Source organism: Rhizobium beringeri, assembly GCF_004306515.1.
In the GTDB taxonomy this organism is placed as follows: domain Bacteria; phylum Pseudomonadota; class Alphaproteobacteria; order Rhizobiales; family Rhizobiaceae; genus Rhizobium; species Rhizobium beringeri.
The window spans coordinates 4,466,485-4,488,910 of sequence record NZ_SILG01000001.1; the positions used below are offsets into that span (position 1 = coordinate 4,466,485).

A 22,426-nucleotide genomic window follows, 5' to 3' on the forward strand; every position below is an offset into this window, starting at 1 on the left:
ATCCGCCCGGCCCTCCCAAGCCGGTAACTAAACAGTTACTTGATGGCAGAAGATCGGAGCGGCTGTCAAGAGTCAAATCCGATTTTCGAGATTCAGCGCTTGATCGAGGCGAGCGTGACGTGGACGATATGCCTTTCCCAGGCATTGAGATGGGTCGGCTCGATCAGGTCGCGGCCGAAGATCGTCGACAGCGTGTACTGGTTGGAGAGGTAGAAATAACCGAGCGAGGCGATCGTCAGGTAGACATGCAGGGGATCGGCGGTCTGGATGAAGACGCCCTGCTTCTTTCCCTGCTCGAGCACGTCCGAAAGCTCGCCGATCAAATGCGAATGCAGTTCCTTGAGCCGGACGGACTGACGCAGCCAGCGGGCGCGATGCAGATTTTCCGTGCCGAGCAGGCTGAGGAATTCCGGATGCTGGAGAAAATAACGCCAGGTGAAGAGCGCAAGTTCGCCGATGCCTTCCTCCGGGCTGCGGTCGCCGATATGGAGCGCGCGCTCGGCGGTGCGGATGCCGACATAGGCTTCTTCGAGCACTTTGAGGTAGAGCTGCTCCTTGTCGCCGAAATAATGATAGAGCATCCGCTTGTTGGTGCCGGCGCGCTCTGCGATCGCATCGACGCGAGCCCCACCCATGCCATTTTCGGCGAATTCCCGGGTTGCCGCTTCGAGGATCGCAGCGCGTGTCCGCTCCGGATCGCGGTGGGCCGTCCGTTCCGCGACCGGGCGTCGAGACCTCTTCTTTTCCCCATTCTCCCCGCTGTCGTTCATCTCTCCACCTCCGTCTTCACATGTTGCGCTCATAAGCCTTCGGTGCGAAATTGTAAAAACCGAATTTGAATGGCCGCGAGCGACACCGCTTGACACGCTCGCCGCTTTGCCCGTAGCTTGTAACCAATTAGTTATTTATGCAAGGGTAACTAGGTTTCGGAAGCGTGTGGAGGCGCTTCCCTTTGGAGGAGGAAAAAATGAGCCTACGTGTAAGCAGACGTAATTTCGTTGCGGGAGGAGCGACGCTTCTTTCGCTCTCGGCGCTGGGAACCAGCGCTTTGGCACAGGAAACGCGCCTGCGTCTCCTGTGGTGGGGCTCGCAGCCGCGCGCGGATCGCACCAACAAGGTATCGCAGCTCTATCAGACGAAGAAGCCGGGCACGTCGATCACCGGCGAATTCCTCGGCTGGGGCGACTACTGGCCGCGTCTTGCGACCCAGGTCGCCGGCCGCAATGCGCCCGACGTCATCCAGATGGACTATCGCTACATCGTCCAGTATGCGCGGCGCGGCGCACTCGCCCCGCTCGAATCCTATATGCCGGCCAAGCTCAACCTCGACGATTTCGACAAGGCGCAGATCGAAGGCGGCAGCGTCGACGGCCACCTCTACGGCGTCAGCCTCGGGGCGAATTCGGCGGCCACGGTCCTGAACACCACTGCCTTCAAGGAGGCCGGCGTCGATCTGCCGACTCAGGCAACCACTTGGGAAGAATTCGGCCGCATCGGTGCGGAGATTACCAAGGCAGGCAAACGCAAGGGCATGTTCGGCATGGCCGACGGCAGCGGCGGTGAACCGCTGTTTGAAAATTGGCTGCGTCAGCGCGGCAAGGCGCTTTATACCGCCGACGGCAAGATCGCCTTCGGCGTGGACGATGCCTCCGAATGGTACGACATGTGGGCCAAGTTCCGTGCGGCCGGCGCCTGCGTTCCTGCCGATGTCCAGGCCCTCGACAAGAACGATATCGAAACCAACACGGTTTCGCTCGGCAAGTCGGCCGCTGGTTTCGCCCATTCCAACCAGTTCGTCGCCTATCAGGCAATGAACAAGGACAAGCTCGCGCTGACGAACTACATGCGCGTCAAGGCGGATTCGAAGGGCGGCCACTACCGCAAGCCTTCGATGTTCTTCTCGGTCTCCGCCCAGTCGAAAGCCGTGGACCTGGCCGTGGACTACGTCAATTTCTTCGTCAAGAACCCCGAGGCGGCGCTGCTTCTGGATGTCGAACGCGGCATTCCGGAATCGAGCGCCATGCGTGAGGTCGTCGCGGCGAAGCTCGACGAGAACGGCAAGATTGCGCTGGCCTATGTCAGCGGCCTTGGCGAACTCGCCGGCAAATTGCCGCCGCCACCGCCCGCCGGCGCCGGTGAGGGTGAGCTAACCCTGCGCAACATCGCCGAACAGGTGGCCTTCGGACAGGTATCTCCTTCCGATGGCGGCAAACAGCTTGTCGATGAAATCACGCAGATTCTCGCACGAGGCTGATCCCGTATGAGCAATGCGATGCGCACGCCCGCAGGGGCCATAAATGTGGAAAGATATCAAGGGGCTGTGGCCGAAGGACGCTTCAGGCGTCTCTGGAACGCCAATGCTCCCGGTTATCTCTTCCTTCTTCCGTGGCTCATCGGCTTTTTCGGGCTGACGCTCGGGCCGGCCCTGATTTCGCTCTACCTCTCCTTCACCGACTTCGACATGCTGCAGTCGCCGAGGTGGGTGGGAATGGCGAATTACGTGCGCATCGCCACGGCGGATCCGAAATTCTCGGCCGCCATGCACGTCACGCTGACTTATGTTGTCTTCTCGGTGCCGTTCAAACTGACCTTCGCCTTGCTGGTCGCCATGGCGCTGAACCGCGGTCTGCGTGGGCTGTCGATCTACCGCGCTATCTTCTATCTGCCGTCATTGCTGGGCGGCAGCGTGGCGATCGCCGTGCTCTGGCGTCAGCTTTTCGCCAGCGATGGCCTCGTCAATGCCGCACTCTCGCATTTCGGCATCGAAGGCCCAAGCTGGATCTCGCATCCGAACTATTCGATCTACACGCTGGTGGCGCTGTCCGTCTGGCAGTTCGGCTCACCGATGATTATTTTCCTGGCCGGCCTGCGCCAGATCCCGCAGGATATGTATGAGGCCGCGAGCCTCGACGGTGCCTCGAAGTTCCGGCAATTCTACAAGATCACGCTGCCACTTCTGACCCCGGTGATCTTTTTCAATGCCGTCGTCCAGACGATTGATGCTTTCAAGGCCTTCACACCGGCCTTCATCATCTCCGGCGGCACCGGCGGTCCGATCAACTCGACGCTCTTCTACACGCTCTACCTCTATCAGGAAGCCTTCGGCAATTTCCGCATGGGCTACGCCTCGGCGCTCGCCTGGATCCTGGTGGTGATCATCGCGATCTTCACCGCCTTCTCCTTCCTGACCTCGCGTTATTGGGTGCACTACGATGACTGAGATGACCGCTTCCGTCACTGCGGCCAGGCCGCCATCCGACATCACCAAACGCAGCCTGCCGGCGTCGCTCATCATCCACGCCCTGCTGATCGCCGCTTCACTTCTCATGCTCTATCCGCTGTTGTGGATGGTTTCGGCATCGGTAAGGCCGGAAAACGAGATCTTCTCGTCGACCTCGCTCATCCCGTCGTCGATCGATCTCTCCTCCTATGCGCGCGGTTGGGTCGGCCTCGATGTCAGCTTCGGCCGGTTCTTCTGGAATTCGCTCGTCATCTCGCTGCTGGTGGTGACGGGCAATGTCATCGCCTGTTCGCTGACGGCCTTCGCCTTTGCGCGGCTGCGTTTTGCCGGCCGGAACTTCTGGTTCGCGATCATGCTCGGCACGTTGATGATCCCCTACCATGTGACGCTGATCCCGCAATATGTGCTCTTCCTCAACCTCGGCTGGGTGAATACCATCCTGCCGCTGGTTGTGCCGAAGTTCCTGGCAAGCGATGCCTTCTTCATCTTTCTCATGGTGCAGTTCTTCCGCGGTATCCCGCGCGAACTCGATGAGGCGGCGATGATGGATGGCTGCAGCGCCTGGCGTATCTACTGGAAGATCATGCTGCCGCTGTCGCTGCCGGTTTTGGCAACGGCCGCCATCTTCTCCTTCATCTGGACCTGGGACGATTTCTTCGGTCCGCTAATCTACCTGAACGACATGAACACCTATACGATCCAGCTCGGCCTGCGCACTTTCGTGGATTCCACCAGCGCGTCGGATTGGGGCGGTTTGTTCGCCATGTCGACCCTGACGCTCGTACCGGTCTTCTTCTTCTTCCTGTTCTTCCAGCGCCTGCTGATCGAGGGCATCGCCACGACGGGCATGAAACGTTGATGGCGATAACGGGAAAGAGCGACATTAGCATCAGGACGGTCGCGATCGTTGGTTGCGGTATCGGCCGCTCCCACATCGTCGAAGGTTACCTGCCGCATTCCGATAAGTTCAAGGTCGTGGCGATCTGCGACCTGAACGAGCAGCGCATGGCGGCGATCGGCGATGAGTTCGGCATCGAACGGCGCACGACTTCCTTTGCGGAGCTGTTGGCCGACGACACGATCGACATCGTCGATATCTGCACCCCTCCCGGTATCCATCTGGAGCAGGTGATCGCAGCCCTGGCTGCCGGTAAACATGTCGTCTGCGAAAAGCCGCTGACGGGCTCGCTTGCCGCCGTCGATACCATCATGGAAGCGGAAAAGACCGCCAAAGGCGTGCTGATGCCGATCTTCCAATATCGCTACGGCGACGGCATTCAGAAGGCCAAGCGGATTATCGACGCCGGTATTGCCGGTAAGCCCTATACCGCTTCGGTCGAAACCTTCTGGCTGCGCAAACCGGAATATTACGCCGTGCCCTGGCGCGGCAAATGGGCGACGGAACTCGGCGGCGTGCTCGTCACCCATGCCCTGCACCTGCATGACATGCTGATGCATCTGATGGGCCCGGCTGCAAGGGTGTTCGGCCGGGTCGCCACCCGTGTCAACGATATCGAGGTCGAGGATTGTGCCTCCGCCAGCCTGCTGATGGAAAACGGCGCCTTTGTCTCGCTTTCCTGTACCCTTGGGTCGCAGGAGCAGATTAGCCGGCTCAGGCTGCACTTCGAGAATGTCACTTTCGAAAGCAGCCACGAGCCTTATACGCCCGGCAAAGACCCTTGGAAGATCATCGCCGCGAACGACGACGTGCGGGAGAAGATCGACCGGGTGGTAGGCGACTGGCAGCCGGTCGCGCCGCGTTTCACCACGCAGATGGGCCAGTTCCATGCCTTTTTGAGTGGCCATGCGCCGCTGCCGGTAACGAGCCGGGACGCCCGCCGCGCGCTGGAACTCGTCACCGCCATCTACCAGTCTTCCGACAGCGGCGCTGATGTTCCGCTGCCGGTCGGTCCCGACAGTCCGAAATACGCCGATTGGCGCGCAAGAACGAAGTAACCGACAAAATAAAAAGAGAGGGTTTTGAGAAGATGGCAACCAGTGTCGTTCTTCAGAAGGTCGAGAAGCGCTACGGCTCGCTGGACGTGATCCATGGCATCGACCTGACGATCGATCCCGGCGAATTCGTCGTTTTTGTCGGCCCGTCGGGCTGCGGAAAATCGACCCTTCTGCGCATGATCGCCGGTCTCGAGGAGATCACCGGCGGCGGGCTGCTGCTCGACAACGAGCGCATGAACGAGGTGGCGCCCGCCAAGCGCGGCATCGCCATGGTCTTTCAGTCCTATGCGCTCTATCCCCATATGTCGGTCTACAAGAACCTCGCCTTCGGCCTGGAGACGGCGGGTTACAAGAAGGCCGATATCCAGCCGAAAGTGAGGCGCGCCGCCGAGATCCTGCAGATCGAGAAGCTGCTGGAGCGCAAGCCGAAGGCGCTCTCCGGCGGCCAGCGCCAGCGTGTTGCGATCGGCCGCGCCATCGTGCGCGAACCGCGGATCTTCCTGTTCGACGAACCGCTGTCGAACCTCGATGCCGAACTGCGCGTGCAGATGCGCGTCGAGATCTCCCGCCTGCACCGCAGCCTCGGCAATACGATGATCTATGTCACCCATGACCAGGTGGAAGCCATGACGATGGCGGACAAGATCGTGGTGTTGAATTCCGGCCGCATCGAGCAGGTCGGCGCGCCGCTCGATCTCTACAACAACCCGGCCAACCGCTTCGTCGCCGGTTTCATCGGCAGCCCGAAGATGAATTTTTTGAAGGCCCGCATCGAGCAGGTCGGCGAGGCCGAAACCAGCATCCATGTCTGCGGCAATTCCGTCCGCCTGCCGCGCCGGCTGAACGGCGGGGCGGGAGAGGACGTCACATTCGGCATCCGTCCCGAGCATCTTTCGCTGGCCGAAGGCGCAATCACGCTCTCGACCGTCAACGTCGATCTCGTTGAAAATCTCGGCGGCGCCACCATGCTCTACACCACGACGCCGGATAACCAGCTCCTGACCGTCGCGCTTGACGGCCAGCAGAAAGTGGAGCGCGGCGCCAATGTGAAGGCTTCCTTCGATCCGGCCCGCTGTCACGTCTTCGACGCGGCCGGCAAGACGATCTAAGCGCACCGCCGCTTGACATCAGATCCTCCTCTGCCCCATCATTTCGGAAGGGGTCGCTAGAACAGGATGATTTTAGGCCGGGTCGGCCTAAAATTTGAATCCTGTTCTAAGTTAAATAGTTAGAGCATGATGTCGTCCGAAAACCGCTCACACTTTTCGGCATCATGCTCTGGGGGATGATGCATGACGCCTGAAGATAGGATTCATGCGCTTGGCATCTGGCAGGGCCCGATCGAAATCTCGCCGATAGCAGGCGGCATCACCAACAGGAACTATCTGGTCAGCGATGCCGTCGCGCGCTGCGTGGTCAGGCTCGGCACCGATATTCCGATCCATCACATCAGCCGGCAGAACGAGCTTGCCGCAAGTCGTGCGGCCCATGCGGCCGGCATTTCGCCGGCGGTCATCCACCATTCGCCGGGCGTCCTGGTGCTCGAATATATCGAGGCGAGAGCGCTTTCGCCGGAGGACATCAGGACGCCTGATATGCTGGCCCGGGTCGTGCCGCTGGTCCGCGCCTGCCATCGCGACATCGCCCGGCATTTCCGCGGCCAGGCGATGATCTTCTGGGTCTTCCACGTCATCCGCGACTACGCCGCCAATCTGAAGGCGTCGGAGAGCGCCTATCTTCCTCTGCTGCCGGGGCTCGTCGGCAAGGCTGATATGTTGGAAGAAGCGGCAGGACCTTTCGAGATCGCCTTCGGCCACAACGATCTGCTGGCCGCCAACTTTCTCGATGACGGCAAACGGCTCTGGCTGATCGACTGGGACTATGCCGGTTTCAACACGCCGCTTTTCGATCTTGGCGGATTGGCCTCCAACAACGAACTCTCGGAAGCGGCCGAGCGCACGATGCTGGAGACTTATTTCGACCGGCCGCTGACCAATGATCTCAGCAGGCGCTATGCTGCGATGAAATGCGCCTCGCTGCTGCGCGAGGCGCTCTGGAGCATGATTTCGGAAATTCATTCCACCATCGATTTCGATTACGCCGGCTACACGGCCGAAAATCTCGCGCGCTTCGAGCGCGCCTATCAAGCCTTTGAGCAGGACCAATAAATGACGAAGGAATTACCGAAGACGGCGAAAGCCGTGGTCATCGGCGGCGGCATCATCGGCTGCTCGACGGCCTATCATCTTGGTAAGCTTGGCTGGACCGATACCGTCCTGCTGGAGCGCAAGAAGCTTACCTCGGGTACCACCTTCCACGCCGCCGGCCTCGTCGGCCAGCTGCGCACCAGCGCCAACATTACCCAGCTTCTTGGCTATTCCGTCGATCTCTACAAGCGGCTGGAAGAGGAAACGGGTCTCGGCACCGGCTGGAAGATGAATGGCGGCCTGCGCCTTGCCTGCAACGAGGAGCGTTGGACCGAGGTCAGGCGCCAGGCGACCACCGCGCAGTCCTTCGGCCTCGAAATGCAGTTGCTGACCCCGCAGGAAGCCTTCGATCTCTGGCCGCTGATGACGGTGAACGATCTCGTTGGCGCTGCCTTCCTCCCGACCGACGGCCAGGCCAATCCCTCCGACATTACCCAGGCGCTGGCAAAGGGCGCCCGCATGTCCGGCGTTTCGATCTTCGAGGATACCGAAGTCCTCGACCTCGAAATCGACAAGGGAAAGATCCGCGCCGTCATCACGGCGCAAGGGCGCATCGAATGCGAGCGCGTCGTCGTCTGCGCCGGCCAATGGACGCGCGCCTTCGCCGCCCGTTTCGGCGTCAACGTGCCGCTGGTCTCCGTCGAGCATCAATACATCATCACCGAATCCTTCGGCGTGCCCTCCAACCTGCCGACGCTGCGCGATCCCGATCGCCTGACCTACTATAAGGAGGAGGTCGGTGGCATCGTCATGGGAGGCTACGAGCCGAACCCCATTCCCTGGGCGAAAAGCGGCATCCCTGAAGGTTTCCACTACACGCTGCTGGACAGCAATTTCGACCATTTCGAACAGATCATGGAACAGGCGCTCGGCCGCGTTCCGGCGCTGGAAAACGTTGGCGTCAAGCAGTTGCTGAACGGCCCGGAAAGCTTCACGCCGGATGGCAACTTCATTCTTGGCGAGGCCCCGGAGCTGAAGAATTTCTTCGTCGGCGCCGGTTTTAACGCCTTCGGCATCGCCTCTGCCGGCGGCGCTGGCATGGCGCTTGCCGAATGGGTGACGAAGGGCGAACCGCCTTATGATCTCTGGCCGGTCGATATCCGCCGTTTCGGCCGGCCGCATTTCGATACCGACTGGGTGCGGACACGCACGCTCGAAGCCTATGGCAAACATTACACCATGGCTTGGCCGTTCGAGGAACATTCGAGCGGCCGCCCCTGCCGCAAATCGCCACTCTATGACCGGCTGAAGGCGCAGGGCGCCTGTTTCGGCGAAAAGCTTGGCTGGGAACGGCCGAACTGGTTTGCCGATCTGTTCGCCAACGAAGAGCCGAAGGATGTCTACAGCTACACCAGGCAGAACTGGTTCGACGCCGTCGGCCGCGAGCACAAGGCCGTGCGCGAAGCGGCAGTCATCTTCGACCAGACCTCCTTTGCCAAATTCGCGCTGAAGGGCAGGGATGCCGAGGCAGCCTTGTCCTGGATCGCCTCCAACGATGTCGCAAGGCCTGTGGGATCGCTCATCTACACGCAGATGCTGAACGACAAGGGCGGCATCGAATGCGACGTGACGGTCGCCCGCATCGCCGAGAACGAATATTACATCGTCACCGGTACCGGCTTCGCCACCCATGACTTCGACTGGATCGCACGCAATATCCCGGCGGCGATGCATGCCGAGCTGGTCGACGTCACATCTGCCTATTCCGTGCTGTCGCTGATGGGACCGAATTCCCGCGTCGTGCTGGAAAAGGTGACGGGCAGCGACGTCTCGAATGCAGCCTTCCCCTTCGGCAAGGTCAGGACCATCGGCATTGCAGGCTGCCCGGTGCGGGCACTGCGCATCACCTATGTCGGGGAGCTTGGCTACGAGCTGCATGTTCCCATCGAGTATGCGACCACGGTCTATGACGTGCTGATGGCATCAGGCGGTGAGCTCGGCCTCGTCAATGCCGGCTACCGCGCCATTGAGAGCTGCCGCCTGGAAAAGGGTTATCGCGCCTGGGGGTCGGATATCGGTCCCGACCATACGCCTGTTGAAGCCGGTCTCGGCTGGGCGGTGAAGATGCGGAAGAATATTCCGTTCCGCGGCCGTGAGGCGATCGAACGGCAGCTTGCGGGTGGGGTGAAGAAACGCCTCGCCTGCTTCATTCCGGAGGATGCGGATGCCGTGCTGCTCGGCCGCGAAACGATCTATCGCGACGGCAAGCGCGTCGGCTGGCTGTCGAGCGGCGGCTTCGGTTATACGCTGGGCAAGCCGATCGGCTACGGCTACATCCGCAATCCCGACGGCGTGACCGAGGATTTCGTCCTCTCCGGCACCTATGAGCTTGATGTCGCGCGGGAACGCATCTCCTGCAAGGTCTCGCTGTCGCCGCTCTACGATCCCGATATGGCGCGCATCAAGGCGTAGCGGGAGTCTAGAGCGGTTCAGCTTATAACGGAAACGCAGAACCGCTCTATCCTTTTGTTTTTACGCAATTCCGGACGGAAAACCGCTTCGCACTTTTCCTGGAATTGCTCTAGAACAGCGGCAGCCGGTCGTCCTGGATCAGGATCTCCAGCTTGTCCGAGACATCCTGCGTCCACGCGCGGTGTCCTGTCAAAGCCGCTGGGAAAAGTCCTGGAAGGGTGAAAAGAGCCGCCGAAATCGCAAGGCCGGTGCGCGGGACATCGGCGATGAGAGCGGCGATTTCGCCAGCACGGGGATCGCGCAGTTCATAGCGCTCGCCGTTGCCGTGCTCGCCGATCGCATAGCGCATCCATGCCGCAACGGCGATCGCATAGGTCTCCGCCTTGTCGCCATGCGCCAATGCCTCGGTTGCCGGTTCCAGCAGCCGCTGCGGCAGTTTCTGCGTGCCGTCCATGGCGATCTGATAGGTGCGATGCGCGATCGCCTTGTTTGCAAAGCGCGCTATCAATTCGCTGGCATAGTCATCGAGGTCGATGCCGGGAACCGCATCGAGCGTTCTTGCGGCCGCATGCATGTGGCGGTAGGCAAGGGCCGCCAGGCCGGCATCATCCATCACGTCGCGGATGAATTCATAGCCGCCGATATAACCGAGATAGGCGAGCAGCGAATGCGCGCCGTTCAGCATCCGGAGCTTCATCTTCTCATAGGCCGAAACATCCGTGACCATCAAGGCGCCGGCCTTGTCCCAGGCCGGCCGGCCATCGGCGAAATGATCCTCGATTACCCATTGTGTGAAGGGTTCGGTCTCGATCGCCGCCAGATCCTGCCGTCCGGTCAGCCGTTCGGCATCCTGATAGGTCGCCTCGGTGCTCGCCGGCGTGATGCGGTCGACCATGGTCGAGGGGAAAGGCACATTTGCCTCGATCCATTGACGAAGTGAGGGGTCGACGCGTTCGGCAAAATCGAGAACCAGTCGTTTCAGAACGGCGCCGTTGCTCGGAAGATTGTCGCAGCTGAGCGGTGTGAAGGGGGCGATGCCCTTCGCCCGGCGCCGGGAAAGTCCCTCGACCAGATAGCCGATGCCGCCGCGCGGCGCATGGCGGTTGGCAAGGTCAGCCGCCACATCGGCATGGTTGAGGTCGAGCCCTCCCGTCGCGGTATCCATGCCATAGGCCTTTTCCGTCACCGTCAGGCTGACGATGCGGATCGCCGGATGTTCGAGCCGATCGAGCAGTCCTGCCGGATCACGTGTCGCCACATGTGCCCGCAAAATGGGGCCGATCACCTGCGCTGTCGTGCCCGACGTATCGCGGATCAGCATCGTATAGAGGCCGTTCTGTTCGTTGAGGTGATCGGCGACATCGGCAGTGCGCAGGCTCGCCACCTCGATGCCCCAGTCTCCACCGCTTGCGGCGAGTGCGGCATCGGTAAACGGCGCGAAATGCGCGCGGAAAAAGGCGCCCGGCCCAAGATGCAGGATGCCGCTTTTCAGCTGGTTACGGTCATAGGCGGGAAGCTTCGCCGTCGGGGCGAGGCCGGAAAGGGTCTGCAGTCGTTCGGTCACAGCTTGTAGGCCTTCTTCGCATTGCCATAGGAGAGCTCGCCTGCGACGATCTCGGCTTCCCGCTTGGAAATCCGGTGCTCGGCGGCGAGCTGGGCGAGGAAGCGGCAGACTTCGCGGCGCCAGACGTCATGCCGGGCCGGGATCGAAAGCAGCGCGCGCGTATCGTCGTTGAAACCCGCCATATTGGCAAAACCTGCCGTCTCGACGACCTGGTCGAGGTAGCGCCGGATGCCGTTCGGGCTGTCGTAGAACCACCAGGGCGGACCGATCATCAGGCAGGGCCAGTGGCCGACCATGGGCGCCAGCTCGCGTGCATAGGTCGTCTCGTCGAGCGTGAAGAGCAGCACACGCAAACCCGGTGCTTGGCCATATTTTGATAGCAGCGCATTCAAGCCGCCGACCCAGTCCGTGCGTGTCGGGATATCGGCGCCCATATTGGGGCCTCGGGTCGAGAAAAGTCCGCGGTCGGTATTGCGTCTGGAGCCGGCATGGATCTGCATCACCATGCCGTCCTCGGCCGAAAGACCGGCCATCTCGGTCATCATCTGGCCACGGAAGAGCTCTGCCTCCTCAGGCGAAAGCGGACCCTTCAGCGCCTTCTCGAGCAGCGCCTGCTTTTCCGCAAGCGGCAGATCGGCGGTGAAGGCCGTGGGCACGCCGTGATCGGTCGCGGTGGCGCCGAACTGGCGGAAATAGGCGCGTCGGCGCCGATGCGCCTCGATAAGACCGTCCCAGCGCGTCACCTCAGTGCCGGTGATCTCTCCGAACTTGACGAGATTGTCGCGGAAGCCGACGGCGTCGGGATCGGTGACACTGTCCGGCCTGTAGGTGGTGCGCACCTTGCCGATCCATCCGTCGGCCGCCATCTTCTGGTGATGTGCCAGAGGATCGAGCGCGCCATCCGTCGTCGCGATCGTTTCGATGCCGAATCGCTGATGCAGCGCCCGCGGGCGGAATTCGGGAAGGGCAAGCTGGGCATTGATATGGTCGTAGAGGGCATCGGCATTGTCCGCCGTCAGCGGCTCGGTGCAGCCGAGCACGGCCGACATGGCGTGGTCGACCCAGAGGCTCGAAGGCGTCCCGCGGAAAAGATGATATTGTGCAGCAAATGTCCGCCAGATCGCCCGTCCCGCTGCCACAGGCTTGCCGTCGAGCCGCGGCACGCCGAGTTCGTCCAAAGTGACGCCGACGCTGTGCAGCATGCGGAAGAGATAGTGATCGGGAACGACTAGCAGCGAGGCCGCATCTTCAAAGGGCTTGTCGTCGGCGAACCAGGAAGGTTCAGTATGCCCGTGCGGACTGACGATCGGAAGATTGCGCACTGTCTCGTAGAGGTCTCGCGCGATGGTCCGTGTTGCCGGATCAGCCGGAAAAAGCCGGTCCGGATGAAGAAAGCCGTTTCCTGCATCCATCAGTATTCCTCCCTGATGGATAAGGGCCTACCCCACAACATCCGGCGCGGCAAGGTCTTTTAGTAACCAAACGGTACAGTTTTGCGCATGGCTGCGCCGGGCATGGAAAGCATTGACGCGGCGGCCTATTTCCGCTTTGCAGAACCATCTGTTCTGCCGGTTTCGGCAAAGGAGGATCTATGTCCGACGAGACGAACCGCATCACCCAACTGGAGGAAATGCTGGCCCACCAGGCAAAGACGATCGAAGAGCTTTCCGATCAGCTCGCCGAGCAATGGAAAATGGTCGAGCAGATGCGCACCAAGCTCGACCGGCTCACCGAACGCTTCCTGTCGCTCGAGGAGCAGTCGCTGGAAGCTCCTGGCATCACCCGCCCGCCGCATTATTGACGGCACGCGGCGCAATGCCGCGTGCCCGTCTCGCTAGGATGATGAATCAGACGCCGCCGATGCAGAGATATTTCATTTCCAGATAGTCGTCGGCGCCGTGCCGCGAGCCTTCGCGGCCGAGGCCGGATTGCTTGATGCCGCCGAAGGGTGCCGTCTCGGATGACATCAGGCCGGTATTGATGCCGATCATGCCGTATTCCAGCGCTTCCGCCACCCGCCAGACCTTCTTCAGATCGCCGGCGTAGAAATAGGCGGCAAGACCGAATTCCGTATCATTGGCTTGGGCAATGACATCCTCGACCGTCTCGAAGCGAAAGAGCGGCGCCACCGGCCCGAAGGTCTCCTCGCGCGCCACCTTCATGCCGCGCGCAACGCCTGTCAGCACCGTCGGCGTGAAGAAGGTGCCGGCGCCGTCGATGCGCTTGCCGCCGGTCAGCACCTTGGCGCCCTTGGCAAGCGCATCGCTGACATGATCTTCCACCTTGGCAAGGCCTTGTTCGTCGATCAGCGGCCCGATCACGACACCCGGCTTGAAGCCGTCGCCGACCGACATCTCGGCGACCTTGGCGGCAAGCTTGGCTGCGAAGGCGTCATAGAGGTTCGACTGGACATAGAGGCGGTTGGCACAGACGCAGGTTTGGCCGGCATTGCGGTATTTGGAGGCGATCGCGCCTTCGACGGCGGCGTCGAGATCGGCATCGTCAAAGACGATGAAGGGCGCGTTGCCGCCGAGCTCCAGACTCACCTTCTTGATCTGGTCGGCGCACTGCCGCATCAGGATGCGGCCGACCTCCGTCGAACCGGTGAAGCTGATCTTGCGCACCTTTTCGTTGCCGCAGAGCTCGCGGCCGATTGCCGGGCCGTCGATACCGACGATGACGTTGAAGACGCCGGCCGGAATCCCGGCCTGCTCGGCGAGTACGGCCAGTGCGATCGCCGTCAGCGGCGTCTGTTCGGCGGGCTTCGACACCACGGTGCAGCCGACGGCAAGCGCCGGGGCGATCTTGCGGGTGATCATCGCCGCCGGGAAATTCCACGGCGTGATCGTGCCGACGACGCCGACCGGCTGCCGGATGACGATCATCCGTTTATCATCGGAAGGCGCGGGGATCGTCTCGCCATAGATGCGTTTGGCTTCTTCCGCATACCATTCGATATAGGCCGCGGCATAAAGGATCTCGCCGCGCGCTTCCGGGAACGGCTTGCCCATTTCGGCGGTCAGGATTGCGGCGAGTTCGTCGGCATTGGCAACCATCAGGTCGAACCATTTGCGCAGGATCGCGCTGCGCTCCTTGGCCGGACGGGCCGCCCAGGCCGGCTGGGCGGCATGGGCCGCATCGATCGCCGTCCGTGTCTCGGCCGCGCCCATATCGGGCAGCGAGGCGAGCAGCTCGCCGGTTGCCGGGTTCAGCACGTCGAAAGTCCGAGTGGCATCGCCTGATGTCCAGACCCCGTCGATATAGCCGGCAGCGCGCAGCAAGGGCGAGGAGAAGGGAACGTGCTTGGTCAGTGCGGTGGTGAAAGCCATGTCATATCCTCCTTGGGAGTGCGGCTGCCGGTTGCCGGCAGCCATTGAAATCCGGTTCCGGTGCGCTTAACTGCCCGCGCTCGCTTCCAGCATCGAGGCTTCGAGAATATCGAGCGCCTCGCCGAGGATCTCGTCCTGGATGGTGATCGGTGCGAGGAAGCGGATGACGTTTCCGTGGGTGCCGCAGGTGAGCAGGATCATACCCTTGTCGAGCGCGATCAGCCGCACCCGGTTGGCGAATTCCGCACTCGGCAGTCCCGTCGTCCGGTCGTTGAATTCGACCGCATTCATAAAGCCCGGCCCGCGGATGTCGACGATCTCTGGCACCGTCTCGCGCAACGATTCCAGCCGCTGCTTCAGCCGCCCGCCGAGCTGGTTGGCGCGGTTGCAGAGATCCTCGTCGACAATGACGTCGAGCACGGCATGGGCGGCCGCGATACCCAGCGGATTGCCGCCATAGGTGCCGCCGAGCCCGCCCGGTCCCGGCGCATCCATGATCGCGGCGCGGCCGGTGACGGCGGCAAGCGGAAAGCCGCCGGCCAGGCTCTTTGCCATCGTCGTCAGGTCGGGCGCCACCTCGTGGTGATCCATTGCGAACATCCTGCCGGTGCGGGCAAAACCGGTCTGCACCTCGTCGGCGATCAGCAGGATGCCGTGCTGGTCGCAGAGCTCGCGCAGCGCCTTCATGAAGGCGGCGGGGGCAGCATAGAAGCCGCCTTCGCCCTGCACCGGCTCGATGATGATGGCTGCGACGCGCTGCGGATCGACATCGGCGGCGAAGAGCTTCTTCAGCGCCGCCAGCGACTGATCGGCGGTGACGCCGTGCAGCTCGATCGGGAAGGGAACGTGGAACACGTCGCCCGGCATCGCGCCGAAGCCGACCTTGTAGGGCACGACCTTGCCGGTCAGCGCCATGCCCATGAAGGTGCGGCCATGGAAGCCACCGCCAAAGGCGATGACGGCCGAGCGGCCGGTCGCGGCGCGCGCGATCTTGACGGCGTTCTCAACCGCTTCGGCGCCCGTCGTGACGAAGATCGTCTTCTTCTCGAAGTCGCCCGGTATTAGCGCGTTCAGCCGTTCGGCCAGATGGACGTAGCTTTCATAGGGCACCACCTGATGGCAGGTATGGGTGAAGCGGTCGAGCTGATCCTTGACCGCTGCGATGACCCGGGGATGGCGGTGGCCGGTGTTGAGAACGGCGATGCCGGCGGCGAAATCGATGTAGCGGCGGCCCTCCTTGTCCCAGATCTCCGCATTCTCTGCGCGATCCGCATAAATCTGTGTCGTCATGCCGACGCCGCGTGAAATAGCAGCGTTCTTCCGGTCCGTGAGGTTGATCGCGTTCATCGATGCGCTCCTGCGCTGAAAAGGGGCTTCAGAACTATCTTGCATAAGTTCTGCAAGATGTGTAGAAAGTTCCTACATTTTTCCTGCAAGAAATCAAGCAGGATTTTTTGCTTCAAACATCACGCTTTTTGATGAAGGCTCTGGGCAATTGGAATCGGGGATACTTTCGGATGAACGATAATGGGCCTGTACGCTACAAGGTGGCGGAAGCCGCGCGGCTGGCGGGCGTTTCGGCCTCGACGCTGCGTCTCTGGGAAAGCCAGGGCCTGGTGGTTCCCGGCCGTTCGGAAACCGGCCATCGGCAATACAGCGCCGACGATGTGGCGCGGTTGAAGCGCATCTCCTGGTATCGTGTCGAGCGTGGCCTCAATCCCGCGGCAATCCGCGAGGCGTTGGAGGGCGAGGAGCCTTCCGCCGACGGCGCCGAGGCAAGCCAGGATACCGGCCTCGGCCGCAAACTGCGCAGCCTGCGCCATGCCGCCGGCAAGACGCTTGATCAGGTGGCCGGCGACATCGGCGTCACCTCGTCGACGCTCTCGACGCTGGAGCGCACCTCACAGGGCGTTAGTTTCAAGACGCTGCATGATCTTGCCGAATATTACGACACCACCGTCTCCCGCCTTTCCGGCGAAGAAAGTGGGGACGTGCCGGTGCTGGTGCGCGCGGGCGAATGGCGCAAGTGGCCGGAAACAACGCCGGGTGTCACGGTGCAGCTCCTTGCCGAAGGCCGCAGGATGATGGACTGCCATCGTTTCGTGCTGGCGCCGGGTGCTGCCAGCGAAGGCGCCTATCGCCACGAGGGCGAGGAATTCATGCATGTTCTGTCCGGCCGGCTCGAACTGGTGCTCGACAGCGATCAATTCTTCGATCTCGGGCCTGGCGATTCACTTTATTTCGAAAGCCGCCGCGACCATTCCTGGCGCAATCGCCACGATGGCGAAACCGTGCTTCTCTGGATCAACACGCCGCCGACATTCTGAACCGCTGGCACGATGCGGAGATTAAAAGAGGTGGAGCGTCCTATGTCCGTCCGAGAGGACGCACGGCGCTCTAGCGGTAGGAAAGCGGTTTCGCATTCTGCGTCTTTGCGCTATAGCGCTGCTGCATAATTCCTTAAATCGGAATCGATTTGAGGATAAAATTATGCAGCCATTCAAAGTGCTACAGCGTCCTTTGCGGCTCTCGAAAAGACGCGCGGCGCTGTAGGGGATGCATTCGAACGAAAGACAGTCTCATGGCGGCGACCATACGTTATCACGAAGGCGATATTTCCGCGGCCGATGCCGCCCGCTACACCGGCGCGATTGCAATCGACACCGAAACGCTCGGCCTGGTGCCGCGCCGCGATCGGCTCTGCGTTGTCCAACTTTCGTCGGGTGACGGCACCGCCGATATCATCCGCATCGCCGCCGGCCAGAAGCAGGCGCCCAATCTCGTCGCCCTGCTCGAAGACCCCACCCATCAGAAGATCTTTCATTACGGGCGCTTCGATATTGCTGTGCTCTTCCATACCTTCGGCGTCACGACGACCCCGGTTTTCTGCACCAAGATCGCCTCGCGCCTGATCCGGACTTATACGGATCGCCACGGCCTCAAGGATAATCTCAAGGAAATGCTCGACGTCGATGTTTCCAAGGCGCAGCAATCTTCCGATTGGGCGGCCGAGACGCTGTCTCCGGCCCAGCTCGAATATGCCGCGTCCGACGTGCTTTATCTGCATGCGTTACGCGATAAGCTGACGGAACGCCTGATCCGCGACGGCCGCTACGATCATGCGACGGCCTGCTTCGCATTCCTGCCGACCCGCGCCAAGCTCGACCTGCTCGGCTGGGAAGAGGCCGATATCTTCGCCCATAGCTGAGCGAATGGCCTTCATTCTGCGACATGCATGAAAAACACCGATCGTGGACAGGCTTGTCCGCCACCGTTAGCGATTCATTAACGCCTGTTTATTAACATTCGTGTTAATTTTTATGCATTCGATGACGCCGAAATTGCGTCATGCGGACAGGAGGATCTGCTGGGATGCAAGGGGACCGGATGAGCGCGGTCCTTTTCTAGAGCCTGCTTTCATCGTCACTTTACGAAAGGAGCATGCCATGTTGACTCCCGTTCGTGCAGCGTCCAATGCAAGCTTTTCGTCCCAGGGTCAGGCAGCGGCGATCGTCGCCAGTGGTCTCGGCCACTCCGTGATTGCGCCCCCGCCTGTCAACGCGGTCGAAGCCGCAGACCTCAATTCCGCCATTGCCGGCAAGCTCAATATTCTGCTCCTTGCGGCGCGCGAGCGCATGGTCGAAGCCCTTTTCGATGTCATCGATGCGGCAGGCCGCTCGATCTCGCTGGATCGTGGCGAGGACGAGAGCAATCTTGCCTTCGCCTCCCGGCTGGCCGATGCCATCCGGCAGCTGCCAACCGCTGGGATCGACGAGGTTGAGCGCCAGCTCACCGAGCAGGGGCATAGCGTGCCGCTCCGGACGATCGCCGAGGCCCTGAAGAACCCGACAGGCCCTGAAGCTGCCCGCATCGTCGCCTATCTGGAAATCGTCCGCTACAAGGATCGCGACCTCGCCGCCCGCGCCGTCGTCCGCTCCTATGGCCAGAATGACGCTTCGCCGATGCGCGCCGAAGCTCGCCCCGAGATCCGGCTGCATGAGGACAGCCTGCCTGCCGCCATGCGCCAGCCGGCAGACAAGGTGCCCGCGCCAGCCGATTCGCTGAGCGAGGCCGCAGCTCTGACGACCACCGAGGACGCGGTCATCGCCGAAGCGGTGGAAGCTGCCGATCCGGAAACGCCGCAGGCTGAAAACCGGGCTCAGTCCACGCCTGCGACGGCAAGGGAGGTCGCCCCGGAAAAGTCTCCGTCGCAGGAGATCGAAACCCGGCAACCTCTGTCGGCGGAAGCCGCAGCGGCCGACGATACGCAGGAAACGCCGGAGCCGCCTGCCATCCAACCCCGCGCGATGTCGGAAAAGGTCGATCCTGTCATTCCCAGGAACTGGGCAGGGATCGTTGCCTCCATGACCGAAGAAGTCTCCGAGCTGATCGCCACGATCATCCGCGAGCAGGACGTCGAAACCGTGCTGGAGGATGTTCCCGTCGAGGCGGCGGTAGAGATTGATGCGATCCTCGACGACGCCGTCATCAGCGATGCGACCGAGACCTTGAGGCAGCCGGCCGAATTCACAGCACCCGATACTCGCCAATCTGCAGCACTCCGCCCGCCGCAGATGGATATTGAGGCCGCGGCGGCGGCAGCTCGTCAGCCGAAAGAAATCTCCGCGCAACCGCAGATGATGCCGATACCCGAGACGGCTTCCTATGTGCCGCTGGCGGCAAAGATGCCGGAGGGCCTTGCCTATAGCCAGCTGCCCTACCAGTTCGCCAAGGATACGCCATCAAACGACAAGGCAGGCGAAACGCACCACCAGCATCAGCACCACCGCGACGATGCGTCTGAGGATCAGCAGCAGGCACAGTCCGGTGGCGAGGATGCCGAGCCCGATGCCGAAACGACCGACGCGGCACCCGAGCGGAGGACGCCAAGGATGATTGATGCCGAACCGTCGGCTTATCAGCCAAGCCGCCCGGCCGACGACCCGGTCTACACGCTCTATCAGCGCATGGTCGGCTGGGAATAGAGCAATTCCAGGAAAAGTGCGAAGCGGTTTTCCTAGGCAAAGCGCGAAGCGGTTTTGCCGGAATTGCGTAAAAACAAGAGGATAGAGCGGTTCTGCGCTCCGTTAAAAGCTGAACCGTTCTAGCACTTTTCATCGCCAGAAAATGAAGAACCCGCCGGATCGCTCCGGCGGGTTCTTCAATTCAAAGGCGGATGCGAGGCTTATTCGCCGCCGCGGTTCTTCAGGGCTGCGCCCAGGATGTCGCCGAGCGAAGCGCCGCTGTCGGACGAACCGAACTGGGCAACGGCTTCCTTCTCTTCCGCAATCTCCAGAGCCTTGATGGACAGCATGATCTTGCGGTCCTTCTTGGAGAAGTTGGTGACGCGGGCGTCGAAGACCTGGCCGACCGAGAAGCGCTCAGGGCGCTGCTCGTCGCGGTCGCGGGCGAGGTCGGCACGACGGATGAAGGAAGTGATGTCTTCGTGGTTGACGAGCTTCACTTCGACACCGCCGTCGTTGACCGCGATGACTTCGCAGGAAACGACTGCATTCTTGCGCAGGTCGCCAGAAGCAGCGGCGTCGCCGACTGCATCTTTGCCGAGCTGCTTGATGCCGAGCGAGATGCGTTCCTTCTCGACATCGACGTCGAGAACGACGGCCTTGACGACGTCACCCTTGTTGAACTCCTCGATGACCTGTTCGCCCGGACGGTTCCAGTCGAGGTCGGAGAGGTGCACCATGCCGTCGACATCGCCGTCGAGGCCGATGAACAGGCCGAATTCGGTCTTGTTCTTGACTTCGCCTTCGACTTCAGTGCCGGCCGGATGGCTGCGGGCGAATGCTGCCCACGGGTTTTCCAGCGTCTGCTTGAGGCCGAGCGAAATACGGCGCTTGGACGGGTCGACTTCGAGAACGACGACTTCGACTTCCTGGCTCGTGGACAGGATCTTGCCGGGGTGAACGTTCTTCTTGGTCCAGGACATTTCCGAAATGTGGATCAGGCCTTCGATGCCCGGCTCCAGCTCGACGAATGCACCGTAATCGGTGATATTCGTAACGGTACCGGAAATCTTCTTGCCTTCCGGATACTTGGCCTGGATGCCATCCCACGGATCGCTCTCGAGCTGCTTCATGCCGAGCGAGATACGGTGGGTTTCCTGATTGATGCGGATGATCTGAACCTTGACCTGCTGGCCGATGTTCAGGATTTCCGACGGATGGTTCACACGGCGCCATGCCATGTCGGTGACGTGCAGCAGGCCGTCGATGCCGCCGAGGTCAACGAACGCACCGTAATCGGTGATGTTCTTGACGACGCCGTCAACAACCTGGCCTTCTTCGAGGTTCTGAACGATTTCAGAACGCTGCTCGGCACGGGATTCTTCCAGAACCGTACGGCGCGAAACCACGATGTTGCCGCGGCGCTTGTCCATCTTGAGGATTTCGAAGGGCTGCGGATTGTGCATCAGCGGGGTCACGTCGCGGATCGGGCGAATATCGACCTGAGAGCGCGGCAGGAAGGCGATCGCACCGTCGAGGTCGACCGTGAAGCCGCCCTTGACCTGGTTGAAGATCACGCCTTCGACGCGCTCGCCAGCTTCGAACTTGGCTTCGAGCTTGACCCAGCTTTCTTCGCGGCGAGCCTTCTCGCGCGACAGAACGGCTTCGCCAAGCGCGTTTTCGATGCGCTCGACATAAACTTCGACTTCGTCGCCGACCTTCAACAGGCCGTCCTTGGCGCGCGCGCCGAATTCCTTGAGCGCGATGCGGCCTTCAACCTTTAGGCCGACGTCGACAACGGCGACGTCCTTCTCGATGCCCGTCACGATGCCCTTGGTGACATAGCCTTCGGCCAGGTCGTTCTTGGCAAAGGACTCTTCGAGAAGAGCCGCGAAATCCTCGCGGGAGGGGGTAGCTACTGACATAAAATCTCCTGCGTGTCCTGAAACGGAAGCGGACACGTATGCGCCGGTTGGTTTGCGTTGAACGGGCCTGAACCCAGTCCGCCCTCTCACGAAGGCAATCCGGCGCTTGGACGGAATTTCAGGCTTGCTATATTAGAAGCGATCCATGCTCAGAGCACGCAAAATCGCTTGAATTTAGGCATTTCGGCTCAAGACCGCATCGATGATCGATTGAGCAGCTTGAAACGCGGCCTCTATACTCATTTCCGACGTATCAAGCAAGTGCGCATCGACCGCTGGTTTCAAAGGGCTGTCGGCCCGTCCCATGTCGCGTTCGTCGCGCCGCTTGACGTCCTCGAAGATCGCATCGAAATCTGCCGCAACGCCCTTGCCGAGGATCTCGTCATAACGGCGTCTTGCGCGAACTTCCGGCGACGCCGTTACATAGAGTTTTACCGGCGCATCCGGGCAAACGACCGTGCCGATATCGCGCCCGTCGAGCACGGTTCCCGGCGCTTTTGCCGAAAACCGCCGTTGCGCCTCGACCAGAGCCCGGCGCACCGCCGGCATGACGGCAATCTTAGAGGCGGCTTCGCCGATCTCATGTTTGGAAAGTATATCGCGATCCAATCCAGCGAGTTCAACCTCTTTTGCGATCTTTTCCGCCACCGCCTCGTCGTCGAGCGGCAGGCCGGCATCGAGCAGCGCCTTGGCCGTGGCGCGATAGGTCAGGCCGGTATCCAGATGATGGAAGCCGTATTGGTCGGCGATACGGCGTGAAAGCGTGCCCTTGCCGGCCGCCGCCGGGCCATCGATGGCGACAATGAAGGTCTTGTCTGTCATGCGATC

Annotated in this window: 18 protein-coding genes; 11 read left to right on the forward strand and 7 right to left on the reverse strand. The window is 61.4% G+C overall.

Annotated features, from left to right (window positions below):
* Positions 1-92: 92 nt before the first annotated feature.
* Positions 93-770: a TetR/AcrR family transcriptional regulator gene (locus ELH03_RS22145; RefSeq protein WP_027682268.1), complete on the reverse strand. Its 678-nt coding sequence runs from the start codon at positions 768-770 to the stop codon at positions 93-95.
* 197 nt (positions 771-967) lie between these two features.
* Between ELH03_RS22145 and ELH03_RS22150 the strand changes: the two genes are divergently transcribed.
* The 7 genes from ELH03_RS22150 to ELH03_RS22180 all read left to right on the forward strand — a co-directional run bounded on the left by ELH03_RS22150 (position 968) and on the right by ELH03_RS22180 (position 9,816).
* A complete protein-coding gene (locus ELH03_RS22150) occupies positions 968-2,254 on the forward strand; it encodes an ABC transporter substrate-binding protein (RefSeq protein WP_128400227.1) in 1,287 nt (428 codons plus the stop codon).
* A 6-nt stretch (positions 2,255-2,260) separates the two neighbouring features.
* On the forward strand, positions 2,261-3,220 hold the full coding sequence (locus tag ELH03_RS22155; RefSeq protein WP_130659391.1) for a carbohydrate ABC transporter permease: 960 nt from the start codon (positions 2,261-2,263) through the stop codon (positions 3,218-3,220).
* Positions 3,213-4,100, forward strand: a complete 888-nt coding sequence (locus tag ELH03_RS22160) for a carbohydrate ABC transporter permease (protein WP_027682265.1) — start codon at positions 3,213-3,215, stop codon at positions 4,098-4,100. The genes ELH03_RS22155 and ELH03_RS22160 overlap by 8 nt, the downstream gene beginning before the upstream one ends.
* Complete coding sequence (locus ELH03_RS22165) at positions 4,100-5,197, forward strand: Gfo/Idh/MocA family protein (RefSeq protein WP_128400229.1); 1,098 nt, start codon at positions 4,100-4,102, stop codon at positions 5,195-5,197. Before ELH03_RS22160 ends, ELH03_RS22165 begins: the two co-directional genes overlap by 1 nt.
* A gap of 32 nt (positions 5,198-5,229) precedes the next feature.
* Positions 5,230-6,306 (forward strand): ABC transporter ATP-binding protein, encoded by a 1,077-nt coding sequence (locus ELH03_RS22170; protein WP_128400230.1) that lies wholly within the window; start codon positions 5,230-5,232, stop codon positions 6,304-6,306.
* Positions 6,307-6,489: 183 nt separating this feature from the next.
* Entirely contained in the window at positions 6,490-7,365 is an 876-nt protein-coding gene (locus tag ELH03_RS22175) for a phosphotransferase (RefSeq protein ID WP_128400231.1), read from the forward strand.
* Entirely contained in the window at positions 7,366-9,816 is a 2,451-nt protein-coding gene (locus ELH03_RS22180; protein ID WP_130766651.1) for a GcvT family protein, read from the forward strand.
* A gap of 109 nt (positions 9,817-9,925) precedes the next feature.
* On the opposite strand, the gene ELH03_RS22185 is transcribed toward ELH03_RS22180, so the two are convergent.
* Positions 9,926-11,380 carry a mannitol dehydrogenase family protein gene (locus tag ELH03_RS22185; protein WP_130766652.1) on the reverse strand — a complete coding sequence of 485 codons (1,455 nt, stop codon included), beginning with the start codon at positions 11,378-11,380 and terminating at the stop codon, positions 9,926-9,928.
* The gene (gene uxaC / locus ELH03_RS22190; RefSeq protein ID WP_128400234.1) at positions 11,377-12,792 is read right to left on the reverse strand and encodes a glucuronate isomerase; all 1,416 of its coding nucleotides are present in this window, start codon (positions 12,790-12,792) and stop codon (positions 11,377-11,379) included. The genes ELH03_RS22185 and uxaC overlap by 4 nt, the downstream gene beginning before the upstream one ends.
* Positions 12,793-12,971: 179 nt before the next feature.
* Between uxaC and ELH03_RS22195 the strand changes: the two genes are divergently transcribed.
* On the forward strand, positions 12,972-13,181 hold the full coding sequence (locus ELH03_RS22195; RefSeq protein WP_128400235.1) for a SlyX family protein: 210 nt from the start codon (positions 12,972-12,974) through the stop codon (positions 13,179-13,181).
* Positions 13,182-13,227: 46 nt separating this feature from the next.
* On the opposite strand, the gene ELH03_RS22200 is transcribed toward ELH03_RS22195, so the two are convergent.
* Positions 13,228-14,709, reverse strand: a complete 1,482-nt coding sequence (locus tag ELH03_RS22200; RefSeq protein WP_128400236.1) for an NAD-dependent succinate-semialdehyde dehydrogenase — start codon at positions 14,707-14,709, stop codon at positions 13,228-13,230.
* A 66-nt stretch (positions 14,710-14,775) separates the two neighbouring features.
* Entirely contained in the window at positions 14,776-16,056 is a 1,281-nt protein-coding gene (locus ELH03_RS22205; protein ID WP_128409920.1) for a 4-aminobutyrate--2-oxoglutarate transaminase, read from the reverse strand.
* Between the two features lie 170 nt (positions 16,057-16,226).
* Between ELH03_RS22205 and ELH03_RS22210 the strand changes: the two genes are divergently transcribed.
* From ELH03_RS22210 to ELH03_RS22220, 3 genes are all read left to right on the forward strand, one after another.
* A complete protein-coding gene (locus ELH03_RS22210; protein WP_128400238.1) occupies positions 16,227-17,036 on the forward strand; it encodes a MerR family transcriptional regulator in 810 nt (269 codons plus the stop codon).
* A gap of 254 nt (positions 17,037-17,290) precedes the next feature.
* On the forward strand, positions 17,291-17,917 hold the full coding sequence (locus tag ELH03_RS22215) for a ribonuclease D (RefSeq protein WP_128400239.1): 627 nt from the start codon (positions 17,291-17,293) through the stop codon (positions 17,915-17,917).
* 238 nt (positions 17,918-18,155) lie between these two features.
* On the forward strand, positions 18,156-19,694 hold the full coding sequence (locus ELH03_RS22220) for a flagellar biosynthesis protein FlhF (RefSeq protein ID WP_128400240.1): 1,539 nt from the start codon (positions 18,156-18,158) through the stop codon (positions 19,692-19,694).
* 200 nt (positions 19,695-19,894) lie between these two features.
* Here ELH03_RS22220 and rpsA read toward each other — a convergent pair whose 3' ends face one another.
* Positions 19,895-21,598: a 30S ribosomal protein S1 gene (rpsA, locus tag ELH03_RS22225; RefSeq protein ID WP_003544285.1), complete on the reverse strand. Its 1,704-nt coding sequence runs from the start codon at positions 21,596-21,598 to the stop codon at positions 19,895-19,897.
* A 174-nt stretch (positions 21,599-21,772) separates the two neighbouring features.
* On the reverse strand, positions 21,773-22,420 hold the full coding sequence (cmk, locus tag ELH03_RS22230; protein ID WP_128400241.1) for a (d)CMP kinase: 648 nt from the start codon (positions 22,418-22,420) through the stop codon (positions 21,773-21,775).
* Positions 22,421-22,426 lie beyond the last annotated feature (6 nt).

Coding starts and splice junctions, on each gene's coding strand:
- ELH03_RS22145 (WP_027682268.1), bottom strand. CDS start 770: ATGAACGACAGCGGGGAGAATGGGGAAAAGAAGAGGTCTCGACGCCCG.
- ELH03_RS22220 (WP_128400240.1), top strand. CDS start 18,156: ATGTTGACTCCCGTTCGTGCAGCGTCCAATGCAAGCTTTTCGTCCCAG.
- ELH03_RS22175 (WP_128400231.1), top strand. CDS start 6,490: ATGACGCCTGAAGATAGGATTCATGCGCTTGGCATCTGGCAGGGCCCG.
- uxaC (WP_128400234.1), bottom strand. CDS start 12,792: ATGGATGCAGGAAACGGCTTTCTTCATCCGGACCGGCTTTTTCCGGCT.
- ELH03_RS22180 (WP_130766651.1), top strand. CDS start 7,366: ATGACGAAGGAATTACCGAAGACGGCGAAAGCCGTGGTCATCGGCGGC.
- ELH03_RS22170 (WP_128400230.1), top strand. CDS start 5,230: ATGGCAACCAGTGTCGTTCTTCAGAAGGTCGAGAAGCGCTACGGCTCG.
- ELH03_RS22150 (WP_128400227.1), top strand. CDS start 968: ATGAGCCTACGTGTAAGCAGACGTAATTTCGTTGCGGGAGGAGCGACG.
- rpsA (WP_003544285.1), bottom strand. CDS start 21,598: ATGTCAGTAGCTACCCCCTCCCGCGAGGATTTCGCGGCTCTTCTCGAA.
- ELH03_RS22210 (WP_128400238.1), top strand. CDS start 16,227: ATGAACGATAATGGGCCTGTACGCTACAAGGTGGCGGAAGCCGCGCGG.
- cmk (WP_128400241.1), bottom strand. CDS start 22,420: ATGACAGACAAGACCTTCATTGTCGCCATCGATGGCCCGGCGGCGGCC.
- ELH03_RS22195 (WP_128400235.1), top strand. CDS start 12,972: ATGTCCGACGAGACGAACCGCATCACCCAACTGGAGGAAATGCTGGCC.
- ELH03_RS22160 (WP_027682265.1), top strand. CDS start 3,213: ATGACTGAGATGACCGCTTCCGTCACTGCGGCCAGGCCGCCATCCGAC.
- ELH03_RS22165 (WP_128400229.1), top strand. CDS start 4,100: ATGGCGATAACGGGAAAGAGCGACATTAGCATCAGGACGGTCGCGATC.
- ELH03_RS22215 (WP_128400239.1), top strand. CDS start 17,291: ATGGCGGCGACCATACGTTATCACGAAGGCGATATTTCCGCGGCCGAT.
- ELH03_RS22200 (WP_128400236.1), bottom strand. CDS start 14,709: ATGGCTTTCACCACCGCACTGACCAAGCACGTTCCCTTCTCCTCGCCC.
- ELH03_RS22155 (WP_130659391.1), top strand. CDS start 2,261: ATGAGCAATGCGATGCGCACGCCCGCAGGGGCCATAAATGTGGAAAGA.
- ELH03_RS22205 (WP_128409920.1), bottom strand. CDS start 16,056: ATGAACGCGATCAACCTCACGGACCGGAAGAACGCTGCTATTTCACGC.